Consider the following 26,068-nt stretch of genomic DNA (forward strand, 5'->3'; position numbering starts at 1 on the left):
AAACATTATTACGCACAGCCTTGGCCAAGGGGGAGCAACAATGCAACACTTCTTCTCGTTTTAACGAATACCTCCCTATATGAACCATTCAAGTCTTTCATGAAAAAATATCTTTTTTTGATTTTCGCCGTGATAATGATCAATTCTTCTGTCCGGTCACAAGACAAATACGATCGCGCAAAAGCGCTTACCAGCGAAGCACTTTTTTTCAAGCAAAATAGCAACAAAAATATCACCGGTTTGCCCGGCCAGAAATACCTGATCCTGGATTCTTCGCCACGCATTGGAAAATTTCGACGATATCGCTTTTTTCCCGGAGACCAGGTAAAGTTTAGAATGCATCATGAAAAAATCCGCTTCAAATCGGCGATACTAAGTATTTCTGACTCATCTTTCAACATCGCCAATGAAGCAACCGGCAAAATGGATTCCAGAGAAATTATGCTGAAAGATGTACGGATTTTCAAAGTTTCCAAACGGATTCCCTTCGTCACTGAAGCATCCTATTACTTTCCGATAGCGGGTTTGTTGTATATCGGTGCGGATTTCGTAAACAAGGGTGTGGATGACAAGCGTTTTACAACAGACGCTTCCGCATTTATTGTTGGCGGGGCATTGATGGCGGCTGGATTTGTTTGTTACAAACTGTCCTTTGCTTCCATTAAACTTAATGACCGAAATAAATTGAAAGTGATGGAAACGTATTAACAACCGTCTAATTCTAATGTCAAGCAGTCACCAAGGCCAACTTACTTAACACGAGTCCTCAGCGTAGTTACCTACCCCCCGGCTTCGGCCAGGTTACCTCACTCATTCAACAGCCCGATTACTAACTCCATGTTTCGGCCAAGTTACCTGACCCAGTCAACAGCTTCGTTACATAACCCCAGGCTTCAGCGAATTTACCTGACCCAGTCAACAGCTTCGTTACCTAACCCCAGGCTTCAGCCAATTTACCTGACCCAGTCAACAGCTTCGTTACCTAACCCCAGGCTTCAGCCAATTTACCTGACCCAGTCAACAGTTTCGTTACCTAACCCCAGGCTTCAGCCAAGTTACCTGACCCAGTCAACAGTTTCGTTACATAACCCCAGGCTTCAGCCAAGTTACCTGACCCAGTCAACAGTTTCGTTACATAACCCCAGGCTTCAGCCAAGTTACCTGACCCAGTCAACAGTTTCGTTACATAACCCCAGGCTTCAGCCTGGGGAGAAACAGCCAGAATATATCCGGCTTTAGCCATAGCCACACTGATTTGACAACAAAAAAGAGACCACCTTTCGGCAGTCTCAGTCTTCATTAATTCATTCTTTCTTATTATTGAACCGATTTCAAAGCAGAAATTATCTTTTCAGCAACGAGTTCCGAAGATGCCGGATTTTGTCCGGTGATCAGCACGCCATCGCTTACCGCAAATGGCTGCCAATCTGCACCCTTCTGATAAACCGCTCCATTTTCAATTAACATATCTTCCAGCATAAACGGAACTTCGCCAGTTGATTGTCCCGCAATTTCTTCACTGTTTGTAAAACCGGCTACTTTTTTGCCTTTCACAAAAAGATCACCGTTTTCACTTTTAACATTTTTCAAAGCTGCCGGCGCATGACATACCAGGGCAACAGGTTTTCCAGCCTTATAAAATGATTCAATAATATTGATTGAAATTTTATTTTCAGGCAAATCCCACATAGGGCCATGACCGCCGGGATAGAAAACAGCATCAAATTCTTTCGAATCAATAGCATCCAGCGCGACCGTATTATTTAACTCTTCCTGAGCCGAGGCATCGTCAAAAAATCTCTTAACCGCTTCTGTTGTGAATTCTGGTTTTGTACTTTTAGGATCAATCGGCGCCTTGCCACCTTTTGGCGAAGCAACGGTGATATCAATACCCTGTGCAGCCAATAAAAAATAGGGAGAAGCAAATTCTTCGATCCAGATCCCGGTTTTTGTTCCGTTTGGTACCTGATCATAAGAGGTTACTACGAAAAGGACTTTTTTAGTTTTCATATCGTTCATCATTTGTTTAGTTAAATTTGTGTCAGGCGTGTTTGCCTTTAAAATCGCAAAAGGGATCAGACAAAACGCCAACAGAAATGATTTGAATTTCATAACTTATTTTTTACAAAGGTCGACAAGAATTGACGATCAGGATAAGGAAATAAATCACTGTTTTATTGTGACAAATATCACACCAGCCATGGAGATTAATTTTTAAAAATTGCTGGTTTAAAGATCAGGGACGAAACTATGAGCTTACGTTTAAGAACACATTTAGAAGAAATTGTCACACTGACAGACGTTGAGTTCGATTATGTATTATCTCATTTCGAATTAAAAAAATTCAAAAAACATCAGTTTGTGGTGCAGCAAGGGAATGATGTGGATCAGGAATATTTTGTGCTGGAAGGACTCTTAAAATCCACTTATATGGGTGATGACGGAAAGGAGCATATCCTGCAATTTTCTATGGAGAACTGGTGGGTTACAGATTATCAAGCCTTTAACAATCATGAAAAAGCGACCCTGAATATCGATTGCATTGAAGATGTTACGGTTTTGGTACTGACCGATTTTAATAAAAACAAGCTTTGCTCAGAGATGCACAAGATGGAGCATTTTTTCAGGATTAAAACCAATACCGGTTATGTAGGTTTACAACAAAGAATTTTGTCTTTTTTAAAGTTCGACGCAAGAGCCCGGTACATGCACCTGATCGAAAAATATCCGCAATTATATCAAAGAGTACCTAAAACGCTGATGGCTTCGTATCTTGGTGTTTCAAGAGAAACTTTGAGCAGATTTACGGCTTAGTTTCAAACTTACTAATCAGATTACCCCTCTATAAAACTGATCTCATGCCACAATTAGAAGTAACCCTTACAAAATCCTGGAATAAGCGAACGAAACAAATCTCGGTCTTTGACCATGGGAAAGAGCTAGGAATGGTTAATAATGGAGAAACTACCACGTTCGACGTAGAAATCGGAGTGCATAAAATTAGTGTCAAATCTGGGTGGTATGGAAGTAAAGAGTTGGTAATTCCGATCACTGAACACGAGACCAAATCAATTTCTGCCGATATTTTCAAATATGGAAATCAAATAATTACCTCTTTGTTTATCGTCCTGGCAGTTCATTTTATTGCTTTCACATTTTTCAGTATACAATATATCATTTGGTTCAACATTCCTGCTTTTTTAATTATGGGATATTTCCTCACGTTTGGCCGGAATAACTACCTGGTGATTAAAGAAAAATAATATCAATCCTACGTCCGTCTGCAAAAGTGTAGCCGGACGTAGGATTGATATTATGCTATTTCCAACCGGCATTCAAGCAGTTCTGCTTCGATATTTTTCAATTGGCTGATCATTTCATCCCGGTAAACTTCCGTCTGATTGACTAATTGTGGTATCAGTTTTTTGTAATAATCGATCCCGACGATCAGCTGTTCGCTAAATTTCTGAAGATATTTTTTCTTCTTATCGTTCAACATCTTCGCGTTCATTTCGAGATCTTTTTTGTAATAATCAACATACAAATTCAGCTCGTTGATAAACATATTCGGCCGTTTTACGTGGCTTAACAAATCCACCTTTCCATAGATATGGCTGACCATTTCGTCGAGCGAGTAAACTTTGGAAAACCAGGCCAGATTAGGTCCCGGACAAATGGAGACTGCTTTATTTTCCCTTGGTTTGATCAGGTTATTTTTCAGCAAAGTAGATGTGCTGAGTCCATCGCACAAACAAAGTTTTTCGGTGATCAGATCAAATTGTTCCTGAAAATTTTCCGGACGCGGTTCAAGCGTTTCGAGTTGTTTGATTTTCAAATTTTGGTATTGCCTTGATGCCGTACAAATAGGTTCGGCCGTAAATTCTGTATTCGAAACCAGATATTTTTTCCGGCAGGGACTTCCAGGCCTTCCGGCGGCAATCCGCTGTAAACGCTCCTTTTCGGCACTGCTTTTTTTAAAATTATTAAACAAAACACCCAGTGGAGAAGAATTACTGATGTAATAATCATCGCTTTCAGCTTCTGCGAGATCTTTCAAAGTCGCTTCGTCGACGTTGGTAACTTCCGGCACAAGTAAAAACGGGCTCCCCCAGCCTGTTGCATCAACTTCATAATAATTCAACAAAAACTGATCTTCCTCCGCCGTACCGATTCCACCCTGAACCGTAATGCGCAGGTCTGGAATTTCATCCGTTTCATATCCTTTTGCGGTAAGTGCCGACTTATACAACCCAAAAAGCTCGGACAACATTTCGTGCTTTTTCGTTTTAAATTCTTCCAGAATCGGCCCTAACAGATAACCTTCGGTGGCAAAAGCATGTCCGCCGCAATTCAAACCAGATTCAATACGAAACTCGGAAACCCAGATTCCTTTTTTGGCGAGAAATTTGGCCTGGATAAATGCAGACCGGAAATCGCTTACTTTCAGGATTATTTTCTTGCGTAAATCGCCGTTTTTATCAGGATAAAAATCTTCAAATTTTTCGAGGTAATTATAAAGTCTCGGGTTCATTCCTGCCGAAAGGATCAGCGAAGAAGTAAGCGTACTCTCTGCAAAACCACGCAGAGATGCAGAAGCATCTGAGTATTCATCCGGCAGCATTTCCCCATGAACATCCCGGTTCAGCTTATCCACTTTTGACATTATGTTGACGTCAATCGCTCCTTTTTTCAGCTTTCCCCGCAGTGCTTTCTGCAAGTTTAATTTCTGATCTTCATCCGGGCATAACGTCATTTCAATGTATTGTTTTTTCAGCGAAGAAGTTTCAGGCAAAAGCTCAAAATATCTGTCGATTTCGCGTCCTGCTCCAAACGGCTGTTGCTTCAACAAATCGAACTGTTTGTTCACAATTCTTTCCATCAAATCCAGATAAGCAGTAATGCGCCGGCTCCGGAAATCAGGCGCACCGGAATAAATCGGTTCAAATTTCTCTTCGTTTTTTAATGTATGAAATTTCCTCATTCGCTCAATCATTTCGTCATCGACGATGGAAGCAACGGATGAAATTCCCAAATGGGAAACTTTGATAGGAGTATCAACAGAATATCCCAGTCCTAAAACGGGTATATGAAAAGTATGCGTAGTATTTTCCTGAATCATGATGTTTTGCCGGAGTATTAAATTCACGATTCAAAACTATATCTAAGCGGCAACAGAAAAATTGATTTCAATTCGCCTTATTCATGATTAAAATCATCTTGATTAAAACGAAAAGCCCGTTTACCCCTAAAAAAGGATAAACGGACTTTCGGAATTTAATTGAATTATCTTCTTTCGTTATAAACACCAACCTCGGCCAATGCCGGCGCAGCTGTGAACTCATCAATCATAATCCTGACCTTTCCACCCCAAACCCTGTCGAAACGAAGGGTTTTTATTTTTTCAGGATTTTCAACCGTCTGAATTGACTTCCAGCCGCCGTCGCCAAAATATTCCACCCGATATTTTTTGATCTCCGCATTTCCACCTTGTGCAATCGTGATCATATTGAATGATTTGTCCTTATCAAAATCAATCTCAAACCAGGGACTTTTTACTTCCTTATTTGATTTCCAGGATGTTGTAAAACTATCGTCATTGGCAAAATCCATGATATCCATATCCTCACTCCAGCTCGAATTTGTAGGTTGATGTTTGGCGATGTTGGAAGAAATAATCGGTGCATCGAACTTACCCAGTTTTGGCACATTCCCCTTTTTCCAGGCCTTTCCCATTTGTTCCAAAGCTTTCAGCGCATTGTCGTCAATAAGTCCGTCGCGGTTCGGGGCTACGTTCAAAATAAAATTACAGTAGGCCTGGTTGAATGGAACCAGATTATTATTAACCAGATCAACCGGATTTTTCACCGGAGCGTCCGGGAAGGATTTTTTCCAAAACCAGGCGCTATTAATCGGCAGACAGGAAAGTGCAGGGAGCTGATTTGTCTCCTTCGAGATATGTTGGCCGGCGCCTTGTTCGTAGGATTTGATATCGGTGTAATACAGCGCTTCTTTCGGATATTTCGCCGCGTTCAGGTCCATCAGCAAACAATTTGGCTGCAAGGTTTTTACCAAAGTATAAATCTCTTCGAACGGCACATCGTCATAGGAAATTCTGGACCATGGCGCATCCCAGCCATCAATAATTAGCGCTGAAATTTCTCCATACTTGGTCAGCAACTCGGTCAGCTGCGCCTTCACCATATCAACATGTTTTTTCTCGATATGCCCCGGACGAAGTTTGTGATGCGTATCCAAAATGGAATAATAAAGCATCACCTTTAAACCATTATCCCGAAAATTTTCTGCATATTCTTTTACCACATCTCGTTTCAGCGGACTATTCATGACGCTGTAATCGGTAGTTTTAGTATCCCAGATACAAAATCCGCTATGGTGTTTTGTTGTAAGACAACCATAAGACATCCCCGCTGATTTCGCCGCTTTTGCCCATTGGCTACAATCCAGTTTTGTCGGATTGAACATGGCCGGAGAAGCATCCGGATCAGGCCAGTCCTGATCCATATAAGTCGGAATATTGTAATGAATAAACATGCCAAAACGTAGATCAATAAATTCCTGCTGGAGCTGGCTCAAAGGTTTTGCACTTATTACCGCATTCTGGGATTGGGCTGCGATTGGAACAAGAAGAATCAGTAATATGAAAAAACGATTTAGCATAGGAGTATGGTTTGGATTATAGGGAATTGTCAAGTTTGGTCAGGAAATAGTCAGGGTTGGGTCAATTATAGTTTTAACTAGTAGCTCTTCAGGACACTTTTAATGATCGAATCCTTTTGTGCGGTTGTCAGCTTGTTGTTGTATTGATAAACGGAATTTTCCCAATCTCCGTAAACAGGATTTGGTAAAACTATAAACCGTTTGCCAAACTCGGAAGCCGAAGCGTAGGTATTTTTTATCCTTTCATCTTCCGGTTTTTTATCAAATAAAATACTGAAATCGGCCAGATTATCGCCCATCAGCATCATGATGTTGTGTGTTTGCGCGATGGTTTGCCTCCGTGATTCCTTGGACGATACATTTTGTTTTAAAATCAGATGATCATTAACCGCGTCAGGAAATCCAAAACGAACCAGATTTTCCAAAGTTCCTTTACGTTCAGCTTCTGCACGGTTCGTCAGATAAAATATCTTAACACCTTTTGAAGCTGCGTACTTCAAAAAAGATAAAGCGCCTGGAATTGTATCGGCTTTTGAAAGTCCGGTCCATTGTTCCCACGATTTTTGCTCATAATCTTTCCCGACCAGCGACTGTTTCACATCATACGCACTGTTATCTAAAACGGTTTCATCGATATCGGTTACAATCGCCAGAGGTTTTGTTTGCGGCTGCTCCAAAGCTTCGTCGACGCGAAGATGTGCGATATTGAAAGCCTGGAAACATAATGCTTTATATTCTGCGGCGCGCTGTTGAAATAATGCTGTGAATAACTTTCCATCAGCTGTCAGGTTCAACCCATTGCTGGAACTAACAGCAGACTGTTTGGAAGTGGAGCATCCTAACGCTGCCGCTGCAATTAAAATGAAGACTTTTTTCATAGGACAAAGTAAATAAGTTATTCCGAAGGCTGCTCATAATTCTCCGAATTTACCGCAACATTCCACCGCTTTACCTAAAATTATCCGATTTTGGCAACAACCTTTTGCTTTGAGGCGTAATGATTAAAAAACCAGAACTGTTTAACTTATGGAACGTAAAGAATTTTTAAAAAGAGGTTTCTTGTCGGCGTTAGGTACTTCCTTTATCCTGCCGATGGTTGGTGCATGCAACAGCGATACTGTCGATCCTGAATCCACAACTGAGACGACAACGGGTACAACAACCGGAACTACAACGGGCTCTTGTACGACGACGGCTTCGGAAACAGCTGGACCCTTTCCGACTAAAACACCTGGTTCCCTGGTCATGACCGATATCACTTCCGACCGTAGCGGAACGAAACTTACTGTAAAAATCACGATCCAGAATAAGAATAACAGCTGTGCAGTACAGGCCAATGCGATTGTGGATATCTGGCATTGCGATGCCGGAGGGAATTATTCGGAGTATGGCGGAACGGGTATGCAGTCTACCGATTTTACCAGTGTTCATTTCCTGCGAGGCAGACAGACAACGGATGCAAACGGCCTGGTAACTTTTACGAGCATTTATCCGGGCTGGTATTCGGGCCGGGCACCGCATATCCACGTGCATATTTACAGCAGTTCAGGAAATTCGCTTTTGGTAACCCAAATTGCTTTTGACCAGACTATTAATAATACCGTTTATGCGCAGAGTGTTTACAAAAGTCATGGTTTGCAGGATACTACAAATGGCAGTGACAATGTTTTCGGAGATGGTGTAGGAACAGAACTGGCTTCATTCACAGGCAGCGTTGCGGATGGCTATGTATTAACGCATACGATCGTTGTAAACGGATAATGAAAGGATTAATTCAGCTCTGTTATAGAAAAATCATCGATGCTTCCTCAGAGAAAGCCTGGGACAGATATGTGTTTGAAGATACGTGGATGGAGTTTTTTATGCAGGCTCAGACTTACACACAGGACGGCAGATATCATACTTTTCAGGAAATTTCTGACAAAATACCGGCTGCGGGTAACATGACCTACATGGTCAGCACGGCGGCGATTAACTATATCCGTCAGCTGAACGAGATTGTTCCGGATATTGCCAATGTGTATGGTAAATTATGCCTGCCTTTCAAACGTTTCAAATTTGAAATCATACATTCTGACATCAGAGATAAATCTGCACATAAGGTGGCGATTTATTTTTACAGTGAGCCCATCACCTGGATTGATACGCTGGACGGTAAATTACTGGTCGCTTATGGTGATCAAAGGGAAGCTTTAAAATCCGGGTTGGAAGTTGAAACTGAACTCATTGGCCCACAGCCTTATCTGAATATTTCCAGCATACGATTGGGTATGCAGGCTGACTTTCAGGAGAAAGATTATCCCTTACCAACATCTGAAAATAGTCCGTCATGATCGCGCAAACACAAGGGCAAATATATTTGGCTGGTCAACGAGGCATTTTTCAGTTATCTGAATTCCGAAGTTTTCATACGTTCAATTTCGGGTCTTACCAGGAAAAATCCAGGGCACCTTTTGGAAGTCTGGAAACATTGAACGACGATACGCTGGCAGGAGGGAAAAGTTTGGTTATGAAGCTTGAAAAAAATACGGAGTCTATTTTGATCCCGGTTGTAGGAGCGGTTGCATTTCAAAATAGTATAGGTGAAACGGGACATTTGGAGGCAGGCCAGTTTCAGATTTTTTCTACGGACAAACCTGTGGATTATCAAATATGGAATCCCTATGAGAAGGAACTTGTCAATTATATACAGATCAGGCTGAAAAATAATCAACCGCAATTGCACACAAAAACGCAGGAAGGACGTTTTAATCTTGAAAATCGCAATCAGCTGATCCCGCTTTTTTCGCCTGGAAATGAAGGGTTACGAATTCAGCAGGAGACTTATGGGTACATTGGAAAATATGGTGGCCGGGAAGAAGGCATTTATAAAATTAACAAGCCTGATAACGGAATTTTTGTTTTTATTATTGAAGGTGCATTTGAAGTCCAGAATCGTTTGCTGGAAGCCCGTGACGGCTTGTCGTTATTGAATTTGGAAGAACTCGAATTTGAAGCCCTTTCGAATGACGCCATTATACTGATTATGGAAGTAAAAATTGACTAGCCAGATAACCGGAACAGCGGCTAAAACAAAATATTTATATATAAAAATGCCTGTCAGATCATTTTCTGGCAGGCATTTTGTATCTAAAAATAAATTTTATCCTCTACTGAATCTATCGTATTAAAAACACCGTATAAGCTATAAAGAGCTGACGCGTAAATAATGAGTGAGTAAATACAGTGATTTGTACCATAATTACCTTAAAAAAGCAATCGGTTTGAGGATAGGGGTAAGATAACTTTGTATTGTCTCTTAAATGGTAATATACCTGATTGTTTCACGGGAAATTAAATACACTACAATGAATACAATTACAAAACCGGAACCCAAAGTCTTTCAGGAGAAAGTAAAATGTCAGGATCAATGTTCGGGAAACTGCTTCAACGGCACCGCAGAGGAACGAAACACTTCGTTGCTGATGGGCCTTAATGTGGCGAATTGTTTCAGCGAGGACGACCAGAACTTCCGGCTTTCAGGTATTTTTTTCAGAGAAATGTTATCCGCTGGCGACAGAGAAAATCTGGTTCAAAATATCATCCGGGCCATGAAACGCATTGAAGGACCTGAAAGCGAATTTATATTAAAACAAAAAATAGGCCGCTTTTTCAAAATTGATACCAAACTGGCGCTTGATGTTGCATACGGACTGAACGTCAGGATTTCATCAGTGTTATTGCAATAATGCTTTAGGCAGAATTATCGGTCTGGCACGTTCAAAATTAAAATAATCATATCAATAATATGAATTTCCGGAGTTGAGAAGATTGGGTTCTTAATTATCACTATATTAGGAATACCCATTACCTGAATCTAATTTTCACTCCGCTTATGAAACACATTTTCAGAAAAACACTTCCTGTACTTCTATTTTCCCAAATCTTACTAAGTCCGGTTTTTGCACAATCTCTGATCGGCTTTGGGGCAGATGCCGCAAAAAAAGAAATTGAACTGGAAACGTCATTTGATAAACAGGTGCAGGTCAATAACCTGCGTGACTGGATGAAACGAATGACTGCCTATCCGCACCAGCTTGGGTCTGCTTATGGATTAAACAATGCACTTTTTCTTCGAGACAAACTGACTTCCTGGGGATTTGAGGCACATTTGGATACCGTCCATGTTTTATTTCCGACGCCCAAAATAAGAATATTGGAATTGACGGAACCTTCAAAATTTAAAGCTTCGCTCACAGAACGTGCGGTAAAAGAAGATGCAACTTCCGCACAAACAAAAGATGTACTACCTCCCTATCATGCGTTTTCTGCTGATGGCGATGTGACGGCAGAACTTGTTTTTGTCAACTACGGAATTCCGGATGACTATGAAGAACTGGCAAAACTTGGCATTGACGTCAAAGGGAAGATAGTCATTGCTAAATATGGTAATTCCTGGCGTGGTATCAAACCAAAAGTCGCTTATGAACATGGAGCGATCGGCTGCATTATTTACTCTGACCCAAAGGAAGACGGTTATTTCCAGGGAGAAGTTTATCCAAAAGGTCCCTTTAAAAACGACGCAGGAGCACAGCGCGGTTCCGTCGTGGATTTACCATTAGCGCCCGGCGATCCACTAACAAACGGATTTGTTGCTGATAAAGACAATAAACGTTTGTCCGTAAAAGATGCGCCGAGCATGATGAAAATTCCGGTTTTGCCTATTTCCTATGGTGATGCTTTGCCGTTGCTAAGAGCACTTGGCGGTCAGGTTGCACCTGCTTCCTGGCGTGGCGCTTTACCGATCACCTATCACGTCGGTCCGGGACCGGCAAAGGTGCATTTGAAACTTGAATTTAACTTTGATATCGTTCCGGCATATAACGTCATCGCAACCCTGAAAGGCAGCGAATCTCCTGACCAATGGATCGTGCGTGGAAACCACCATGATGCCTGGGTGTTTGGTGCGAGCGATCCTGTAAGCGGCGCAGTTGCAGAACTGGAAGAAGCCAGAATATTGGGAGAACTGGTAAAAACCGGCTGGAAACCTAAAAGAACAATCGTTTACTGCTGGTGGGACGGAGAGGAACCAGGTTTGCTGGGCTCCACAGAATGGGTTGAAAAATACAAAAAAACTTTGTCGGAAAAGACAGTGGTATACCTTAACACAGATGGAAACGGACGTGGATTTTTAGGTGCCGGCGGATCCCACACTTTGGAAAAATTCTTAAATCAGGTTGGCAGAGACGTTATCGATCCTGAAAGAAATATCCCGATTATTGATCGATTACGTTCCAGAATGATGGTCGAGGGCAGTCCCACGGCCAAACAGGACGCGAAAACAAGGAACGATGTGCGTATCGGCGCGCTTGGTTCAGGATCAGATTATACACCCTTCATCCAGCATTTGGGCATTGCCTCCATCAACTTAGGTTTTGGCGGTGAGGATGCTGGTGGTGATTACCACTCCATTTACGATTCTTATGACAATTATGTCCGGTTCAAAGATGGCGATTTCGCTTATGGCGCGACACTGGCCAAAACCATGGGACGGTCCGTTCTAAGATTTGCAAATGCAGAAGTACTTCCTTTCGATTTCAGCAATTTTTCAAATACAGTCCAGACTTATGCGACTGAGATAAAACGAGACCTTGAAGCGGCGCGGATGAGATCAGATGACCATAACAAATTGGTAAAGGAAAATCGTTTTGAAATCGCTGCTGACCCGAAAGAGCCTTTTACCAAACCAAAAGAAATGGTTTCGGTCCCTTTCCTGAACTTTGCTCCACTGGAAAATGCACTTGCCCTATTAGAAAAAAGCGCCGCCGGTTACGCACAAGCGAGCAGTAAGATGACGACGCTTCCAGCCGAAAAACTGGCACAGCTTAACCAGATTTTATACAAAACAGAACGTGTTCTGATCAACGAGGAGGGTTTACCAAGACGCCCCTGGTACAAACATCAGATTTATGCTCCCGGATTTTATACCGGTTATGGTGTAAAAACATTACCCATGATCCGCGAAGCCATCGAACAAAAAAACTGGACAGAAGCTGAATCCGGTATCCAGCGTGTGAGTGATGCGTTGAAATCTTTCAGCATTGAAATTGATAAGGCAACTGCTTTGTTAAAATAATTCAGGATTTCGCAAATTTCAGATCTGCTTGCGTCTACGAAATCAACTTAGCCGAAAGCAGATCTGCATTTTCCGGATGATCTTGGCCGCTATTTTCAGCCGTCTAAATATCAATTTCCAGATTCAATAATTCCTATCGAGCTGATCACTAATACTGACTTGGCTGGTAATTAACCTTGCATACAGAAATCAGATCTTTTTGTTTAAGTATTTGGATCAACACCTGGTCGATCACTTGTCTGTAACGATTGCGCGAACCGGTCGCCTGGATTTTATTTATCAGAAGATTCCCCAACGCATCATTGTTAAAACAGACAAAAAATAAATCAGAAGCAGACTTCACAAACATTTCATTTGAGTGGATGGTAGCCGCTAGTTTACATTGATACAATTTTTTAAAACAAAATACTCTAGCAATTTAAACCACCTGTAAAAAAGCTTCGTATCTGCGATGGATAACTATTGCATGTTAAGTTTTATTATTTGTACAAAATCTGACAATTAATACAGTAATAACTTCTTCTTTTTGCTTTGCCAAGATATTCTTTGTGGAAGGGGATCACGCAGCGCGGACATATTTTTTTGGTATGCGCCAGCCAGTGTTTTTTTAGCGAATTTTCTTTTTTCCATTCCAGAAAATCAAAACTATAATCACGCGCTTCTTTAACCATTGCTTTACGTTTAGCCGCAGGAAGTTCACCTAAAACACTTAACGGATGTACCCGTATCCGGAACAAGACTTCATTTTTGATAATATTTCCAGAGCCTGAAAAAATATTCTGATCGAGCAAAGCGTCGCAGGCGAGCATAGCAGGAGCATTATTTAATTTCTGCAATGCCTTTTTGTTATTCCATTCTTCCGCCATCAAATCTCCTTCCCAATCATAAATTTCCGCAGCTTTTTCTTCCAATATTTTAACCGAACAGGCATAGAAATTCAGCTCAGCCTTTTCAAATTGAAGACTTAGCCGAACCTTCATCTTCTTTCGCTCATTGATCAGGTATGAACCAAAAAGCATAAAATGGATACGCAACGTGAAGGTTTTGAAACAAATCAGAAAATGTTTTCCCCAGGATTTGAAATCGATCACTTCCTCAGCCATCAGTCTTTCCATATCGATTGCTGCGGTTCCTTCCGCAAACTCAATTTTTTCACCTTTGAGATTTAATTCCTCAATGGCTTGTCTCAAAATCACAATCGATGGACCTTCGGGCATTTTGCTGGTATTTAGGCTGGACCTGTTTATTTAATCCTTTAAGCAGAATTTCATCAAATAATCAGACCAGAAATCGCAGCTTGAAGCTGGAAAACAAAAAAAGCACTAACATTGAATACCTCAACATCCATGCATTTCAATTGAACATGAACCATATCAACCAGGCCCATTGCTCCCTCCAACTTTCGTTACCATGCTGCTGGTAGTGAAAGTCGAAGATTGTGTGCCGCCAGAATAAGTGCCGCTGGTGTATAAACCATTGAAACCGTTACCGCCGGCAACACTTCCGCCAGTAAATATTTTATAAGTATTGCTTACTTTCAATTTGGGGCTCGAAAATAACATGGTTGAATACGTGCGTGGAACCAGGAAAGTAAGTGTTTCCGCGCCTTCACTTGACTGGATACTGACCATTTGGCTCGCTGTTCCACCACCCAAAATGACAGATGCCTGTGTACTTACACTTGCAGTTGGTGAGCTCGTCGCACCACCAATTCCGACCAAAATTCCGCCTGTTATCTTAAATGTATTCCGGTCACAATCGAAACCTTCCTCGGGAGAACCGGCACCAACCGAAACAACTTTCCCGCCAGTTACTGTGATTTGTCCATTTGAATCAATACCGTCATTTGAGCTGCTAAAAGCATAAATATTTCCACCGTTGATGTAAATAAAAGTACCGGCATTCAGGCCATCATCTGCCGTTTTCACAACGACGGTTCCATTATTAATCGTTAGAATGCTTTTACTCTCTATTCCTTCTCCCGCAGAGGAATTAACCGTAATGGTGCCTCCGTTAATGGTGAGATACGGATCAATTGTAGCGTCTGTATCCCAGGAAGCAGCAATTCCTTTGTCTGCCACATTGATATCGAATGTTCCGTTATTGATCACTATGTAACCTTCTTCAACCTGGATCCCATCTCCGGAACTCGTTATCGTGACTGCTCCGCCGTCAGAAATAAAAGCATCATTGGTATGAATCCCATCAGATTTTGCACTTGTCACAGTGATGTTCCCGCTAACAATCCGGAGATATTCATCGCTGCAAATTGCATGTTTGTAATTGCCCTTCACGTTCAAAATTCCGTTTCCGCTAAAAATTAACTGTCCTTCGCTAAACAAAGTCGCTTTCATATCCTCCTCACCACTGGCAGTATACGTAATTCCATCGGCCAGTGAGTTGGTGCTATTATCTGCCAAAACTAAAAACGCTCTTTTCCCGGACTGCAAGTTAATTGCAGGGCCATCCGTGTTGGTTATGTTTACCCCATTTAGAATCAGCTTATATTTCTTCTCACTGTAGATTTTGACAGAGCCATTGCTGGTAGTGCCAGAAAGCTCATAGGCAACCTCCGATGCAGCAGATGTAATAACGACATCGCCATTTGTTTCCGTAACCGTCACTCCGCTTTCTGCCAGGGGATTGTTGATGGTAACCGTATTTCCAAAGTCAATAGTCACAGTCGTGGAAAATGTTGAGTTTGCCAGAATATCGTCATCATTAGCCGCTGTTCCTGTGTTGCCTTCTATCGTACCTTTGGAAACCGTCGTGCTGTCGATAATTACGGAAGCGCTTGTGTCACCGTTGCCTGTTTCTCCGATAATTTCATCTTCTTTTTCCGTTGAACAGGAAACGAGTAAGACAACAAACAAGATTTTGGCAATACCCAAACTTATACCCTGAATCGAAAGGGATAAGGGGAATTGAAATACGCCGGGCGTATTTTTGGGATTGAGATTGGAAATCATTTTTTAATTTATAATTGGTGTCTTTGAATAGTAATTCTTCTAAATAGCCTTACGCAGACTTTTTTAAATTTGATGCAAATTTATTAAGCATAAGCATCATGGTATACGGACAGCGCTATTACTGCATTTCGCTAAAGAAAAGCTTGTCTCTGATTTTGGTATATCGATTACAACCATCTGCCAGACTTATCTGTCTATCAAGAAAAACCTGCTTAATTATGAAAACGATATTTCCCTTTGTCCTTCTGATTCTTGTCTCCTTAGAAAGCTGCAATTCAGGAAAAGTCGATGCTGATGTAAATGATAAAAACTGGTTTTCTTCCTGTTCCTCTTTTACTAAAAAGGGCGACGGTTATATTCTTGCTGGGTGTGGCTACACCGTAACGATTCCCCTGTTGTCATTACAAAAAGGTAAATCTTTCGTGGCAAAAGGAGCAATCATTGCAAGAGATGGAAAAGGAAACTCCAAAGAAACTGAAGTTCAATTAAATGGGAATGTATCCAGCGACGGAAAGGTTCTCTATGCCAACTTCGAGTATGATGGTAGAATCATATATCATGAATTCACGACAGCAAAATCAACAGCGATATGCGACTGTATATCCCTCATATAATAAAACACGGAGAAGCTATTTATAGTAACTTCTCCGTGAAAATTTTATAGAATAACCATTATGTCCGAATCCGGACCCTTGCCCTTATTGACATACTTCCAATCCACAATTTTGTCTTCCAGATATATGTTATTGATATCTTCCGGGTCTTTCCCGTCTTCCGTATCAACAAAAGCCTTTAAAACTTTTCTGTAAACGCCTTCGCGCCTTGTTCCGCTTTGATCCGTAAAAAAAACATGTTCGTGATCCGCCGGCATACTTATATTGTCCATGGTTGTTTTGAGAAATGGTTATGTTTTTTGTGATCAAAAAGGGTGCCAGAGCTTTGTTGAAATACTTTGAAAAACAGATGCGGGCAGCGATCAAGTAAATTTTACGCAAGGGTAAATAACAAAGCATTTATCTACCACAAGAATTTCATAATAAATTTTCCAGTTTCTGAAACCATCAGCGATTTAGAAAAATTTAAATTATTCTCACAGATATCCACTGTTTCCGTTCTTCTCTCTAATATTAAAGAAACTTTCCCGAACTTTGCTCCTTACAACACGAACGCTATTGTTCGTGTCAAAAACTTAAATACAGACAAACTTGTCTGTTTTCAATTTGAAATTATACAGAGGACTTATAGAAGCGACGGTTCAATCCTTGCAACACATTTTTTCGGATAAACAACAAGCAGATCGCGTAGTTGAAAGATTGTTAAAATCGAATCCGAAATGGGGAGCTCGAGACAGGGCTTTTCTGGCTGAAAACATTTATGAGATCGTTCGCTGGTGGCGGCTGATTAAGTATTCGGCTCATTTGGCAAAAGTTACCCAACCCGCAGATTTCTGGAAAATGGTGGGTGTATGGCAGATCATTAAACCACAACATTTCCATACCGATACAGATAATATCCTGCCGGAATGGATTGAGTTTGATGAAATTAACCTGGAAGATGTTCTAACCCGGTATCAGGAAGGGCTTAAAACCAGAAAAATAGCCCAGTCAATTCCTGACTGGATGGATGAGGTTGGTGAAAAAGAATTGGGTGATAAATGGGAAAAGGAGATCACAGCACTAAATAACCAGGCTCCTTTTGTGCTTCGGGTCAATACTTTAAAATCAGATCTGAAATCAGTTGTATCGATTTTCGGAGAAGATAAAATTGAAACTGTTCCTGAAATTCCAGACGCACTTGTACTGAAAAAACGGCAGAATGTGGCAGGGCTGGAAGGTTTCAAGAAAGGTTTTTTTGAAGTACAGGACGCGGGGTCACAGCTCATTCCACCTTTTATGGATCTTCACCCCGGCCAGACTGTTATTGACGCATGTGCGGGAGCGGGCGGAAAAACGCTCCAAATTGCTGCTTTGCTGGAAAACAAAGGCCGTATTATTTCTTTGGATATTGAAAATTACAAACTTGACGAACTTCAGAAACGCGCCATACGCAACGGCGTCAAAATACTTTCTACGGGAATAATTAAATCCGATAAAACGATCAAGGAGTTAGTTGATACTGCCGACCGTTTGTTATTGGACGTGCCTTGTTCGGGCTTGGGCGTGTTGCGGAGAAACCCTGATACCAAGTGGAAGTTGCAGCCAACTTTTCTGGCTACCATCAGAAATACGCAATGGCATATCCTCAGCACTTACTCAAAAATGGTAAAACGAGGAGGGAAAATGGTATATGCCACGTGCAGCCTATTGCCTTCTGAATCTGAAAATCAGGTGACCCGTTTTGTAATGGAATTTGGTGACCGTTGGAGATTAATCGATGAACGCCGCACCTCCACTGCGGACGAAGGTTATGATGGATTTTACATGGCACTTCTCGAAAGAATCAAATAAGTATCACTTCGGATTTATGTTGATATTCCTTGCAACCAAAAGGCTGTGAGGAATATTTTTGTTTGTCCAGCACAACGCCACGTCATAAAAATCGCCTGTCATTTTTCTGGGAAATGCTACTGTTAATAAACGCGCAGGCATATTCCTGTCAAATAGCTGGTTAATCCATCCGGAAATTGGCGGCCTCACAGCAATAAAAAGTATATTGTTATTTCTATCCAACAAAGCTAAGTAAATGTGCTGCCGTGGAACAATTGGCGGCAACTTGCTAAGTTCAAAGCGAACGATGGGATACAAGCTTGCAGGAAAATCAGAAGAGCTATTTGATATTTCCATTTTCAGTGATGCTTCCACCTTTTGCTTCCGAAGCTGGATAATCCAGTTTGAAACAACCTCTGTTTTAAAAAACACCGGAAAGTTATACTGATTATAAAAAGTTGTTTCAGGATCAGGAGCCTGGAAGTACTGATGTACAAAAAATCCATGCTGCGGATAGTTAAAACTATCTACAATCAATTCGTCGTTATGCATCTTCACAGCATTTTTGTACTTGACATAGGCCAACAAATTTAACGTCATAGACGTGGTCAGGAATGCCACAAAAAATATTTTTTCAAGTTTAATCTGGTGGAGATTGTTAAGTACAAACAGATAGAACATCACGAAAATGCTGGCTGAATATATCTGGAAACGGATAGATAAAATTACATCGGCATCATCTCCCGATCGCCCCAGCGCAATCATTGCAACACAAGCCAGGACTTTTAAAAAACATATTTCAGTCAGATTGAGCCGATATTTAACCTTCTCATGACCAGTGACCTTCAAAATTTTAAATGTTGTGAAAATAACATAGGTTAGCAAAATAAAAGCACCCAGAACAAGTGCCATCTGGTATCCGTGAGAATCCGACAGCACCTTCACGATCGAGCCGCAAAGTGCAACAAATCCTTTAAGTACCACACTTAAAAATTGTGATAGGTCAGGAAAATGAGATGCCGAAGAAAATCTGAATCCCAGGAAAAAAACGTAACAATATAAAATCGAGAACAGACCAAAAATCAGACTTTCAATCTTCCGCTTCTGCACCATAAGCCAGAAAAGTGCAATTGGAATGACACTGATACCATCCAGATTCGCGAGCGCTGCGGCCATCGCGAAGGGAAGGGAAATATACCAGATTTTTTGTTTTTCCCGCTGTAAGAAATAGAGACTGTATAACGAAAATGCGATGGATAAACTTTGTTCAAAAGAAGTGATACTCCAAAGTTGAGTGCAATAAACGATAGGCGAAAAAAGAAGTAAGGAGACAGGTAAAAAAAATAAATAGTCTTTTCTGAAAGATCTATAAATCAGAAAAAAGGAATGTCCAAGCAGAACCAGATTCAGGTAGCCAAAAATGATCATGGTTCTGAAATTCATCGTCCCGGAAAAGAAATGAATGATCACACTTGCCAGTCGGGAAAAGAAAATCCTATGGTCGTTATGTTGATAAAAAAGACTACGAACCAGTTCGCTCGGACGGTCATGAATGTTATTAAGCGTGTAAATCAAGGCCTCATCATCAGCATAAGGCATATTGACTGCATTTTGCCAAACGTAAATACCAAACGTCAATACCGGAATAAGCAATATTAAGGCATACCCCGCCCTGAGGCTATAGGAATTAGTCATAACGAACAATTTAAGTGCAACAAAAAAATCGTAGTCCCGGAAAATCCGGAACCATTACGCTTAATCCAATAATTCGTTCGTTATTAGTGGGTAGTTTTGCTTAACTCTGATATAAATAGGTATTTAAAAATTCATTGCGAAATTTCCCTTTTGGATCGTATTCTTTTGCTGTTTTCTGAAAATCGGGCAACTTTTCATATAGTGATTTTAACTTCGCAGGCGCCATCGTAAACAGTTTCCCCCAATGCGGACGCGCATGGAAGGGTGCTAGTTCTTTTTCAATAATCGGCAATAATTTACTTACTGCCGGCCAATCCTGCTTCCAGGTAAAATGTATGGCAACGCTGTCCTGCTTATAACATGGGCTCATCCAGAAATTATCGGCTGCGATCGTACGTATTTCGGAAGTCAGCAAATGAGGTCCAACCTGATCCGCAAGTCGCGAAATGGCCATTATCGCTTCCACCGCATTTTTTCTGGGAACAAAGAACTCGGACTGTAATTCTTTTCCACTGCTTGGCGTAAAACCCATTTTAAAATGTGGCATCCGCTCATACCATGGTCCCGGAACGCCCATTTGTTCTGTACAGTTTTCAGCTGAAAGCTCAGGAATCGGGTGCAAATTTTTTGTTGCCATTTTTGCTCCGAAAAGTTCTGCATCTGGCTTATATGTTTCTCCTTTAACAATTTTTCTCTTGACCCAGATCTCCGCAATGTCCCGGCTTTGCCAATTCGTAAAAAGACTGACACTATACCCTTTCCCTTCAATGGCATCAAAATTATCCTTCAATTGGGCCATCGGAAGATTTTCATAAACAAACTGGTTCATTTCAAATGTCGGCTGGATATCGAGCGTCATTTTTGTGATCACACCCAATGCGCCCAGGTTCACTACCGCCGCAAAAAACTTCTCTCCGTCTTTTTCTTTTGAAAGATTGATAACTTCGCCACTCCCGGCCACCATTTCAAATCCCGAAACTGCCGTCGCCAGATTACCACTTTTTTCTCCTGAACCGTGTGTTGCAGTAGCACAGGCACCTGCAACAGAAATATGCGGCAATGAGGCCAGATTGTGCAATGCGAAACCTTTTTTATCCAGATAAGGGCTCAATTGTCCATATTTTATTCCTGCGTTCACCGTAACTGTTTTTCCATCCGGAGCGATCTCAATGATTTCATCCGCCTGCGTGACAGTAATGAATTCGTCTTTACTATCTGCAATTTTATTAAAACAATGACGTGTTCCCAGCACTTTGAATTTTGCGTTTTGCTTAACAAAATTCTGAACATCGGATGTCGTTTTTGCCTGGTATAATTTGGTGGTGCTATATTCAAGATTTCCTGCCCAGTTCTTTAACTTTTCGCCGGTTGCCCAGCTTGTTAACGGAGTAAATATCGGTGCTGCCATTAAAGCGGAAGATAGTTTGATAAATGTTCTTTTCTTCATTTTTAATTAAGTTGGGAAAATAATCGGATAGCAGCTTGATTCCGTCAGATAGGATTATCACAAATTAATTAAATTTTATAACAATACAATCAAATAAATCCGATTGTTAGAGAATCGATTATGTTTTTGAGAGAATATAAAGAACTCTGCCCGTGGGTATTCCGACGTTAAGTAAACTTTTTGATTTTACGCTTTTAGAATAAACCTAATCCAGGCTTACGATGAAACGTATTGATTCCATTGATTTTACACGAGGACTTGTGATGATTATCATGGCCCTGGATCACGTCAGGGACCTTATGCACACAACTGCATTAACACAGGATCCGACGAATCTGGAAACTACCACGGAAGGATTATTCCTGACCCGGTGGATAACCCATCTTTGTGCCCCTACCTTCGTATTCCTCTCCGGAACTTCTGCCTTTATTTCACTCAGGAACAACGCCGATATACGGGCTGGAAGAAAATTTCTGATCAGCAGGGGATTGTGGCTGATCCTGCTGGAATTCACAGTCATCACACTTGGACTCTGGGCAGATATAAAATTCAGGATGATGGTATTTCAGGTGATCGGAGCAATCGGATTTGGGCTGATCTGCCTTTCATACTTGCTAAAACTATCATCAAAAACGATTGGAATTATTGGCTTGGTTATCATTTTAAGCCATAACTTATTGCAGGGAGTCAGTTTCAATGACAACATTCCGTTGCGTGTACTTTGGGCATTTTTATTCAAACTCGACGTATTCCCCGTGACACCGAATTTTACATTTGCAGTTCTCTATCCGTTTATTCCCTGGTTTGGCATTATGCTGACGGGTTATGGCTGCGGACAGATATTTTTGGAAGAAGATGGTAAAAGACGGAGAACCTTATTTTTTACAGGTCTCGCCGTCCTCACATTTTTCATTGTGCTTCGGTTTGCCAATTTTTACGGTGATCCGATTCCCTGGAAATCTCAGAAAACGCCACTTTTCACATTTTTGTCTTTCATAAACATTTTCAAATATCCGCCGTCTCTTTTATATACATCTTTAACTTTGGGAATCATGTTTTTGATTCTCGCCGCTGCTGATGGTATACGAAATAAATTCGTGTTCCTTGTTTCGGTCTATGGAAAAGTACCCTTGTTCTACTATATCCTGCATTGGTATCTCATCCATTCGCTGATGTTTCTGCTGATGTTTTATCAGGGATTCACCTGGGCAGACCTGCCTTTTGGCGCTTTCCAATTTGGGCGCCCCCCTTCCGGCTCCGGTGTTGAACTTCCTTACATTTATTTAATCTGGGGATTTGTAGTCCTGAGTTTATATCCGGCATGCAAATGGTATAATGGATATAAGTCGGCGCACCGGGAGAAGAAATGGCTGCGATATATCTGACCGTCAATCTTGTCAATTCATTGCGGCTAATAATTGTTGAATTAATTTTATTACCTTAAATACAATCCAAACCGATCGATCTGATTTTACGATACCTTTTATGACATCTCTTGGGCCCCGGCCATTTTACCACCAGCTTTCGCATACACTGATCGCGCTGGCGTTGATCACACTAACCATTTATCTCGGACAGGATATTATTGTTCCGCTGGCTATGGCGGGGCTTATTGCCGTTTTGCTTCATCCCGTCGAAGGCTGGTTAATCCGTAAAGGTGTCCCGAAAGTTCTCGCAATTAGTATGGCCGTCACACTGGCAATTCTGATCGTAGCCGGAGTGACCGTTTTACTTTCCATGCAGCTCGCTGATTTCTCGGATGAACTGCCCAAACTAAAAAGGAATATCAACGAAACTTACCGGGATATCCGCCGGTGGATAAGGCGTGAGTATAGCCTAAGTTACCGCCAGCAGGATCAATATATTCAAAAAGCGCAAACTGAAACATTGGAAAATTTTCAGGGCGGCGAAACACTCGGCGTGGTGACAGGTCCGCTCGGGACGTTGATCTTGCTCCCAATTTACATCTTCCTTCTGCTGTATTACAGAGCGATGCTCATCCATTTCATGGTTGTACTATTCACCGAAAAACACACGACAAAAGTAAAGGAAGTTTTACATGAAATTAAAGCGATCATCCAAAGTTACATGGTCGGATTACTGCTGGAAACAACCTGTGTCGCCGTTTTAAATTGTATTGGACTGCTAATTCTGAACGTGCAATACGCGATCCTTCTGGGTATTATGGCCGCTATTTTAAACCTCGTTCCATACATCGGCGGCCTGGTAGCCACCGTACTTGCAGTGCTTGTGACTTTCATAAGTCATCCTGAAATTGACACGATCTTAGGCGTTGTCGGTATCTTTCTGGCCGTTCAATTTGTGGATAATAACTTTCTCGTCCCTTTGGTTATCGGCTCAAAAGTCCGGATCAATGCATTGGTTTCCATCATAGGCGTGCTGGTCGGCGGAGCGCTGGCTGGTGTTTCTGGTATGTTTTTATCCATCCCGGCGATTGCCATGCTTAAAGTAGTTTTCGACCGCGTAGAGGGACTTGAACCCTGGGGAATTCTGCTGGGTGACCAAACACCAGAAGACGAAAAAGGAAGTCTGTTCAGGTTTGTAAAAAAGAAAAAAAGAGAACTTACAGACGATCCGGCAGAATAGGGAATTTATCCGGACTACTACCAATCTTAAAACCGGAGCAGTCAGAGGGGCCGGCTGGACAATACTTTTGCAGTCATTATCAAAAACGATTGTTCATGAAATTGTCACATCTCTACATTTTTTCTTTTTTAATTTTAACCTGTCACGCTGTAAAAGCCCAGGAAATTTCTCTCGATCCTGTCACCGTTACTTCATCGCTTATTGAAAAAAGAGCGTCCGAATCGGGTCGGAATATTGCTGTGATCAAAGGAGATTATTTTCAAAATCTGCCCGTCCACAGCATCGACGACCTGCTGCGTTATATTCCCGGGGTTGAAATGCAGGCGCGTGGGCCGATGGGTTCTCAAAGTGATATTGTTCTGCGCGGTGGAACCTATCAGCAGGTGCTTGTGATCCTTGATGGGCTGAGACTAAACGATCCAAACACGGGTCATTTTAGCAGTTACATTCCCATCGCTCCTTCCGAAATAGAACGTATTGAAGTATTAAAAGGCGCTTCTTCTGCGATTTATGGCTCTGAGGCCGTGGGCGGAGTTATTCATGTGATATCAAAAACTTTTGCGGCAAAACTGGCTGCGGATAACGAGGAAAATAATCATAAAACCACTGTTACCGGATCTTTAAGCGGTGGTGAATATGGATTTCTCGGTGCAAATGCCGGCGCTTTTATCCAACGGGATAAGTTGGCGGCCTCCATTGGCGGCGTTTCCAACAATGCCCATGGCGTTGATCAGAGAGGTACCACGGGATATTTTCACAATCACACCATTTCGCTTTCTGCCAACTATGCTTTGTCGCCCGAATGGAATGTGGCACTACGCTCGTCTTTTGACTACCGCGATTTTTCTGCTCAGAATTTTTACACAACTTCCCGAGCTGATACGGCGGATGAGCAGGTGAAAACTTCCTGGAACCAGATAAAAGTGGGTTACAAAAAAGGCAGATCAGCCTTTTCATTTGATGCAGGATATAAGTTTGTTCAGGATCAATATTTGTTCAATTCAACCTCCATTCGTAATAACAGCAAATCGAAATTATGGCAGGGCTTACTGACCTGGCAGCAGATTTTGACAAACAGTACAACACTGGTTGCCGGACTTAATTTTCAAAATAAAAATATCGCATCAAACGACCGGGGGAATCACTCGATCAATCAATTGGCTCCTTTTGTTACGCTATCGCAAAGAATCGGCGAATCCTTCAACATAAGTCCTTCGATCCGCTTTGACTGGCGGGAAAATATTGGTACCGAAGCAGTTCCGCAGGTTAATATTTCTTACAAAAAGGAGCACTGGCAATTGCGTGGAAGCGCAGGAAAAACAATACGGGATGCTGATTTTACTGAACGATATAACAATTATAACAAACCAGTCGTAAGTAACGGAAGCAGCGTGGGCGATCCGTCGCTGAAAGCAGAAAGTTCATTTAGTTACGAAGCCGGGGCCGATTGGTTTTTGTCAGACTTTAAACTTTCAGGAACATTTTTTCAGCGCCGCCAGGATAACCTGATTGACTACACGTCGACCCCTTATGCCCAGATGCCTAGAAAAGATAATTTATTACCAACGGGTATTTACGGTTTAGCGAAAAATGTTGCCAGTGTCAATACGACCGGTGCAGAACTGGATTTTCAATATGCAAAAACACTAAACGATCATCAGAAAATCTGGCTAACCACAGGACTTACCTGGCTGAACAGTGAGAGCAGCGAGGCCACGCCTTCGTTTTACATATCATCTCATGCCAGGTTTTTAGGAAATTTATCTGTGTTATACATGATTAAAAACTTTTCTTTCAGTGTCAACGGTATTTATAAAAACAGGGCAAAACGTGAGGCAACGGCAATTGAGGCGACTATTACCAGAGAATATTTTGTGATTAATGCGAAAGCAGAATACTCCATTATTCCAAAAACATTATCCGTATTTGCGCAGGCCGATAATCTTGGCGACACAAAATATAGTGACTTGCTGGGTTCAAAAATGCCTGGCAGATGGCTAATGGGAGGTTTGAAATACAACTTTACGCGATAAGACAATCCATATATTTTTCAACCGCGATATTGTTCCTTCAAGAATGGTATCGCGGTTTCTTTTGGATAATAACACCACATCAATCTTTAATTCCGGCT

The 26,068-nt window shown here is 41.6% G+C and carries 24 protein-coding genes; 14 read left to right on the forward strand and 10 right to left on the reverse strand.

What is annotated here, in order from left to right; translation table 11 throughout:
- The first annotated feature begins 99 nt into the window (after positions 1 to 99).
- Together AC1XUO_RS16395 and AC1XUO_RS16400 are read left to right on the forward strand one after the other, a co-directional pair.
- On the forward strand, positions 100 to 708 hold the full coding sequence (locus tag AC1XUO_RS16395; protein WP_483330850.1) for a hypothetical protein: 609 nt from the start codon (positions 100 to 102) through the stop codon (positions 706 to 708).
- A 129-nt stretch (positions 709 to 837) separates the two neighbouring features.
- Positions 838 to 1,239: a hypothetical protein gene (locus AC1XUO_RS16400; RefSeq protein WP_483330851.1), complete on the forward strand. Its 402-nt coding sequence runs from the start codon at positions 838 to 840 to the stop codon at positions 1,237 to 1,239.
- Between the two features lie 78 nt (positions 1,240 to 1,317).
- On the opposite strand, the gene AC1XUO_RS16405 is transcribed toward AC1XUO_RS16400, so the two are convergent.
- Positions 1,318 to 2,010: a type 1 glutamine amidotransferase domain-containing protein gene (locus AC1XUO_RS16405; RefSeq protein ID WP_483330852.1), complete on the reverse strand. Its 693-nt coding sequence runs from the start codon at positions 2,008 to 2,010 to the stop codon at positions 1,318 to 1,320.
- A gap of 240 nt (positions 2,011 to 2,250) precedes the next feature.
- On the opposite strand from AC1XUO_RS16405, the gene AC1XUO_RS16410 reads away from it, so the two are divergent.
- Both AC1XUO_RS16410 and AC1XUO_RS16415 read left to right on the forward strand, forming a co-directional pair.
- The gene (locus AC1XUO_RS16410) at positions 2,251 to 2,814 is read left to right on the forward strand and encodes a Crp/Fnr family transcriptional regulator (protein ID WP_483330853.1); all 564 of its coding nucleotides are present in this window, start codon (positions 2,251 to 2,253) and stop codon (positions 2,812 to 2,814) included.
- Positions 2,815 to 2,858: 44 nt separating this feature from the next.
- Positions 2,859 to 3,263 (forward strand): hypothetical protein, encoded by a 405-nt coding sequence (locus AC1XUO_RS16415; RefSeq protein WP_483330854.1) that lies wholly within the window; start codon positions 2,859 to 2,861, stop codon positions 3,261 to 3,263.
- A 50-nt stretch (positions 3,264 to 3,313) separates the two neighbouring features.
- Here AC1XUO_RS16415 and AC1XUO_RS16420 read toward each other — a convergent pair whose 3' ends face one another.
- The 3 genes from AC1XUO_RS16420 to AC1XUO_RS16430 all read right to left on the reverse strand — a co-directional run bounded on the left by AC1XUO_RS16420 (position 3,314) and on the right by AC1XUO_RS16430 (position 7,556).
- Positions 3,314 to 5,119, reverse strand: a complete 1,806-nt coding sequence (locus AC1XUO_RS16420) for a hypothetical protein (protein ID WP_483330855.1) — start codon at positions 5,117 to 5,119, stop codon at positions 3,314 to 3,316.
- Between the two features lie 164 nt (positions 5,120 to 5,283).
- Positions 5,284 to 6,678 (reverse strand): alpha-L-fucosidase, encoded by a 1,395-nt coding sequence (locus AC1XUO_RS16425; RefSeq protein WP_483330856.1) that lies wholly within the window; start codon positions 6,676 to 6,678, stop codon positions 5,284 to 5,286.
- A 77-nt stretch (positions 6,679 to 6,755) separates the two neighbouring features.
- On the reverse strand, positions 6,756 to 7,556 hold the full coding sequence (locus AC1XUO_RS16430) for a 5'-nucleotidase, lipoprotein e(P4) family (RefSeq protein WP_483330857.1): 801 nt from the start codon (positions 7,554 to 7,556) through the stop codon (positions 6,756 to 6,758).
- 148 nt (positions 7,557 to 7,704) lie between these two features.
- Between AC1XUO_RS16430 and AC1XUO_RS16435 the strand changes: the two genes are divergently transcribed.
- The 5 genes from AC1XUO_RS16435 to AC1XUO_RS16455 all read left to right on the forward strand — a co-directional run bounded on the left by AC1XUO_RS16435 (position 7,705) and on the right by AC1XUO_RS16455 (position 12,793).
- Positions 7,705 to 8,439, forward strand: coding sequence for a dioxygenase family protein (locus tag AC1XUO_RS16435; protein ID WP_483330858.1), 735 nt, complete (start codon positions 7,705 to 7,707; stop codon positions 8,437 to 8,439).
- A complete protein-coding gene (locus AC1XUO_RS16440) occupies positions 8,439 to 9,011 on the forward strand; it encodes a hypothetical protein (RefSeq protein ID WP_483330859.1) in 573 nt (190 codons plus the stop codon). The genes AC1XUO_RS16435 and AC1XUO_RS16440 overlap by 1 nt, the downstream gene beginning before the upstream one ends.
- On the forward strand, positions 9,008 to 9,724 hold the full coding sequence (locus AC1XUO_RS16445; RefSeq protein WP_483330860.1) for a pirin family protein: 717 nt from the start codon (positions 9,008 to 9,010) through the stop codon (positions 9,722 to 9,724). The genes AC1XUO_RS16440 and AC1XUO_RS16445 overlap by 4 nt, the downstream gene beginning before the upstream one ends.
- Positions 9,725 to 10,025: 301 nt before the next feature.
- A complete protein-coding gene (locus AC1XUO_RS16450; RefSeq protein WP_483330861.1) occupies positions 10,026 to 10,406 on the forward strand; it encodes a catalase-related domain-containing protein in 381 nt (126 codons plus the stop codon).
- A gap of 146 nt (positions 10,407 to 10,552) precedes the next feature.
- Positions 10,553 to 12,793, forward strand: coding sequence for a M28 family metallopeptidase (locus AC1XUO_RS16455; RefSeq protein ID WP_483330862.1), 2,241 nt, complete (start codon positions 10,553 to 10,555; stop codon positions 12,791 to 12,793).
- Positions 12,794 to 12,941: 148 nt separating this feature from the next.
- Here AC1XUO_RS16455 and AC1XUO_RS16460 read toward each other — a convergent pair whose 3' ends face one another.
- From AC1XUO_RS16460 to AC1XUO_RS16470, 3 genes are all read right to left on the reverse strand, one after another.
- Positions 12,942 to 13,142 carry a hypothetical protein gene (locus tag AC1XUO_RS16460; protein ID WP_483330863.1) on the reverse strand — a complete coding sequence of 67 codons (201 nt, stop codon included), beginning with the start codon at positions 13,140 to 13,142 and terminating at the stop codon, positions 12,942 to 12,944.
- Between the two features lie 130 nt (positions 13,143 to 13,272).
- Entirely contained in the window at positions 13,273 to 14,010 is a 738-nt protein-coding gene (locus tag AC1XUO_RS16465; RefSeq protein WP_483330864.1) for a DNA-formamidopyrimidine glycosylase family protein, read from the reverse strand.
- A gap of 156 nt (positions 14,011 to 14,166) precedes the next feature.
- The gene (locus AC1XUO_RS16470) at positions 14,167 to 15,762 is read right to left on the reverse strand and encodes a carbohydrate-binding domain-containing protein (RefSeq protein WP_483330865.1); all 1,596 of its coding nucleotides are present in this window, start codon (positions 15,760 to 15,762) and stop codon (positions 14,167 to 14,169) included.
- 218 nt (positions 15,763 to 15,980) lie between these two features.
- Here AC1XUO_RS16470 and AC1XUO_RS16475 point away from each other — a divergent pair, with 218 nt between their 5' ends.
- Positions 15,981 to 16,376 (forward strand): hypothetical protein, encoded by a 396-nt coding sequence (locus AC1XUO_RS16475; RefSeq protein WP_483330866.1) that lies wholly within the window; start codon positions 15,981 to 15,983, stop codon positions 16,374 to 16,376.
- 44 nt (positions 16,377 to 16,420) lie between these two features.
- Here AC1XUO_RS16475 and AC1XUO_RS16480 read toward each other — a convergent pair whose 3' ends face one another.
- Positions 16,421 to 16,648, reverse strand: coding sequence for a hypothetical protein (locus AC1XUO_RS16480; RefSeq protein ID WP_483330867.1), 228 nt, complete (start codon positions 16,646 to 16,648; stop codon positions 16,421 to 16,423).
- 334 nt (positions 16,649 to 16,982) lie between these two features.
- On the opposite strand from AC1XUO_RS16480, the gene AC1XUO_RS16485 reads away from it, so the two are divergent.
- A complete protein-coding gene (locus tag AC1XUO_RS16485; RefSeq protein ID WP_483330868.1) occupies positions 16,983 to 18,209 on the forward strand; it encodes an RsmB/NOP family class I SAM-dependent RNA methyltransferase in 1,227 nt (408 codons plus the stop codon).
- Positions 18,210 to 18,212: 3 nt separating this feature from the next.
- On the opposite strand, the gene AC1XUO_RS16490 is transcribed toward AC1XUO_RS16485, so the two are convergent.
- Both AC1XUO_RS16490 and AC1XUO_RS16495 read right to left on the reverse strand, forming a co-directional pair.
- Positions 18,213 to 19,883: a hypothetical protein gene (locus tag AC1XUO_RS16490; protein ID WP_483330869.1), complete on the reverse strand. Its 1,671-nt coding sequence runs from the start codon at positions 19,881 to 19,883 to the stop codon at positions 18,213 to 18,215.
- 100 nt (positions 19,884 to 19,983) lie between these two features.
- Complete coding sequence (locus AC1XUO_RS16495) at positions 19,984 to 21,330, reverse strand: D-arabinono-1,4-lactone oxidase (protein ID WP_483330870.1); 1,347 nt, start codon at positions 21,328 to 21,330, stop codon at positions 19,984 to 19,986.
- 221 nt (positions 21,331 to 21,551) lie between these two features.
- Here AC1XUO_RS16495 and AC1XUO_RS16500 point away from each other — a divergent pair, with 221 nt between their 5' ends.
- The 3 genes from AC1XUO_RS16500 to AC1XUO_RS16510 all read left to right on the forward strand — a co-directional run bounded on the left by AC1XUO_RS16500 (position 21,552) and on the right by AC1XUO_RS16510 (position 25,970).
- The gene (locus AC1XUO_RS16500) at positions 21,552 to 22,715 is read left to right on the forward strand and encodes an acetyltransferase domain-containing protein (protein ID WP_483330871.1); all 1,164 of its coding nucleotides are present in this window, start codon (positions 21,552 to 21,554) and stop codon (positions 22,713 to 22,715) included.
- Positions 22,716 to 22,815: 100 nt separating this feature from the next.
- Positions 22,816 to 23,937, forward strand: coding sequence for an AI-2E family transporter (locus AC1XUO_RS16505; RefSeq protein ID WP_483330872.1), 1,122 nt, complete (start codon positions 22,816 to 22,818; stop codon positions 23,935 to 23,937).
- Between the two features lie 95 nt (positions 23,938 to 24,032).
- Positions 24,033 to 25,970, forward strand: coding sequence for a TonB-dependent receptor plug domain-containing protein (locus AC1XUO_RS16510; RefSeq protein ID WP_483330873.1), 1,938 nt, complete (start codon positions 24,033 to 24,035; stop codon positions 25,968 to 25,970).
- The last annotated feature ends 98 nt before the right edge of the window (positions 25,971 to 26,068 follow it).

Source organism: Dyadobacter sp. HNCC25DJ186 (assembly GCF_056895235.1).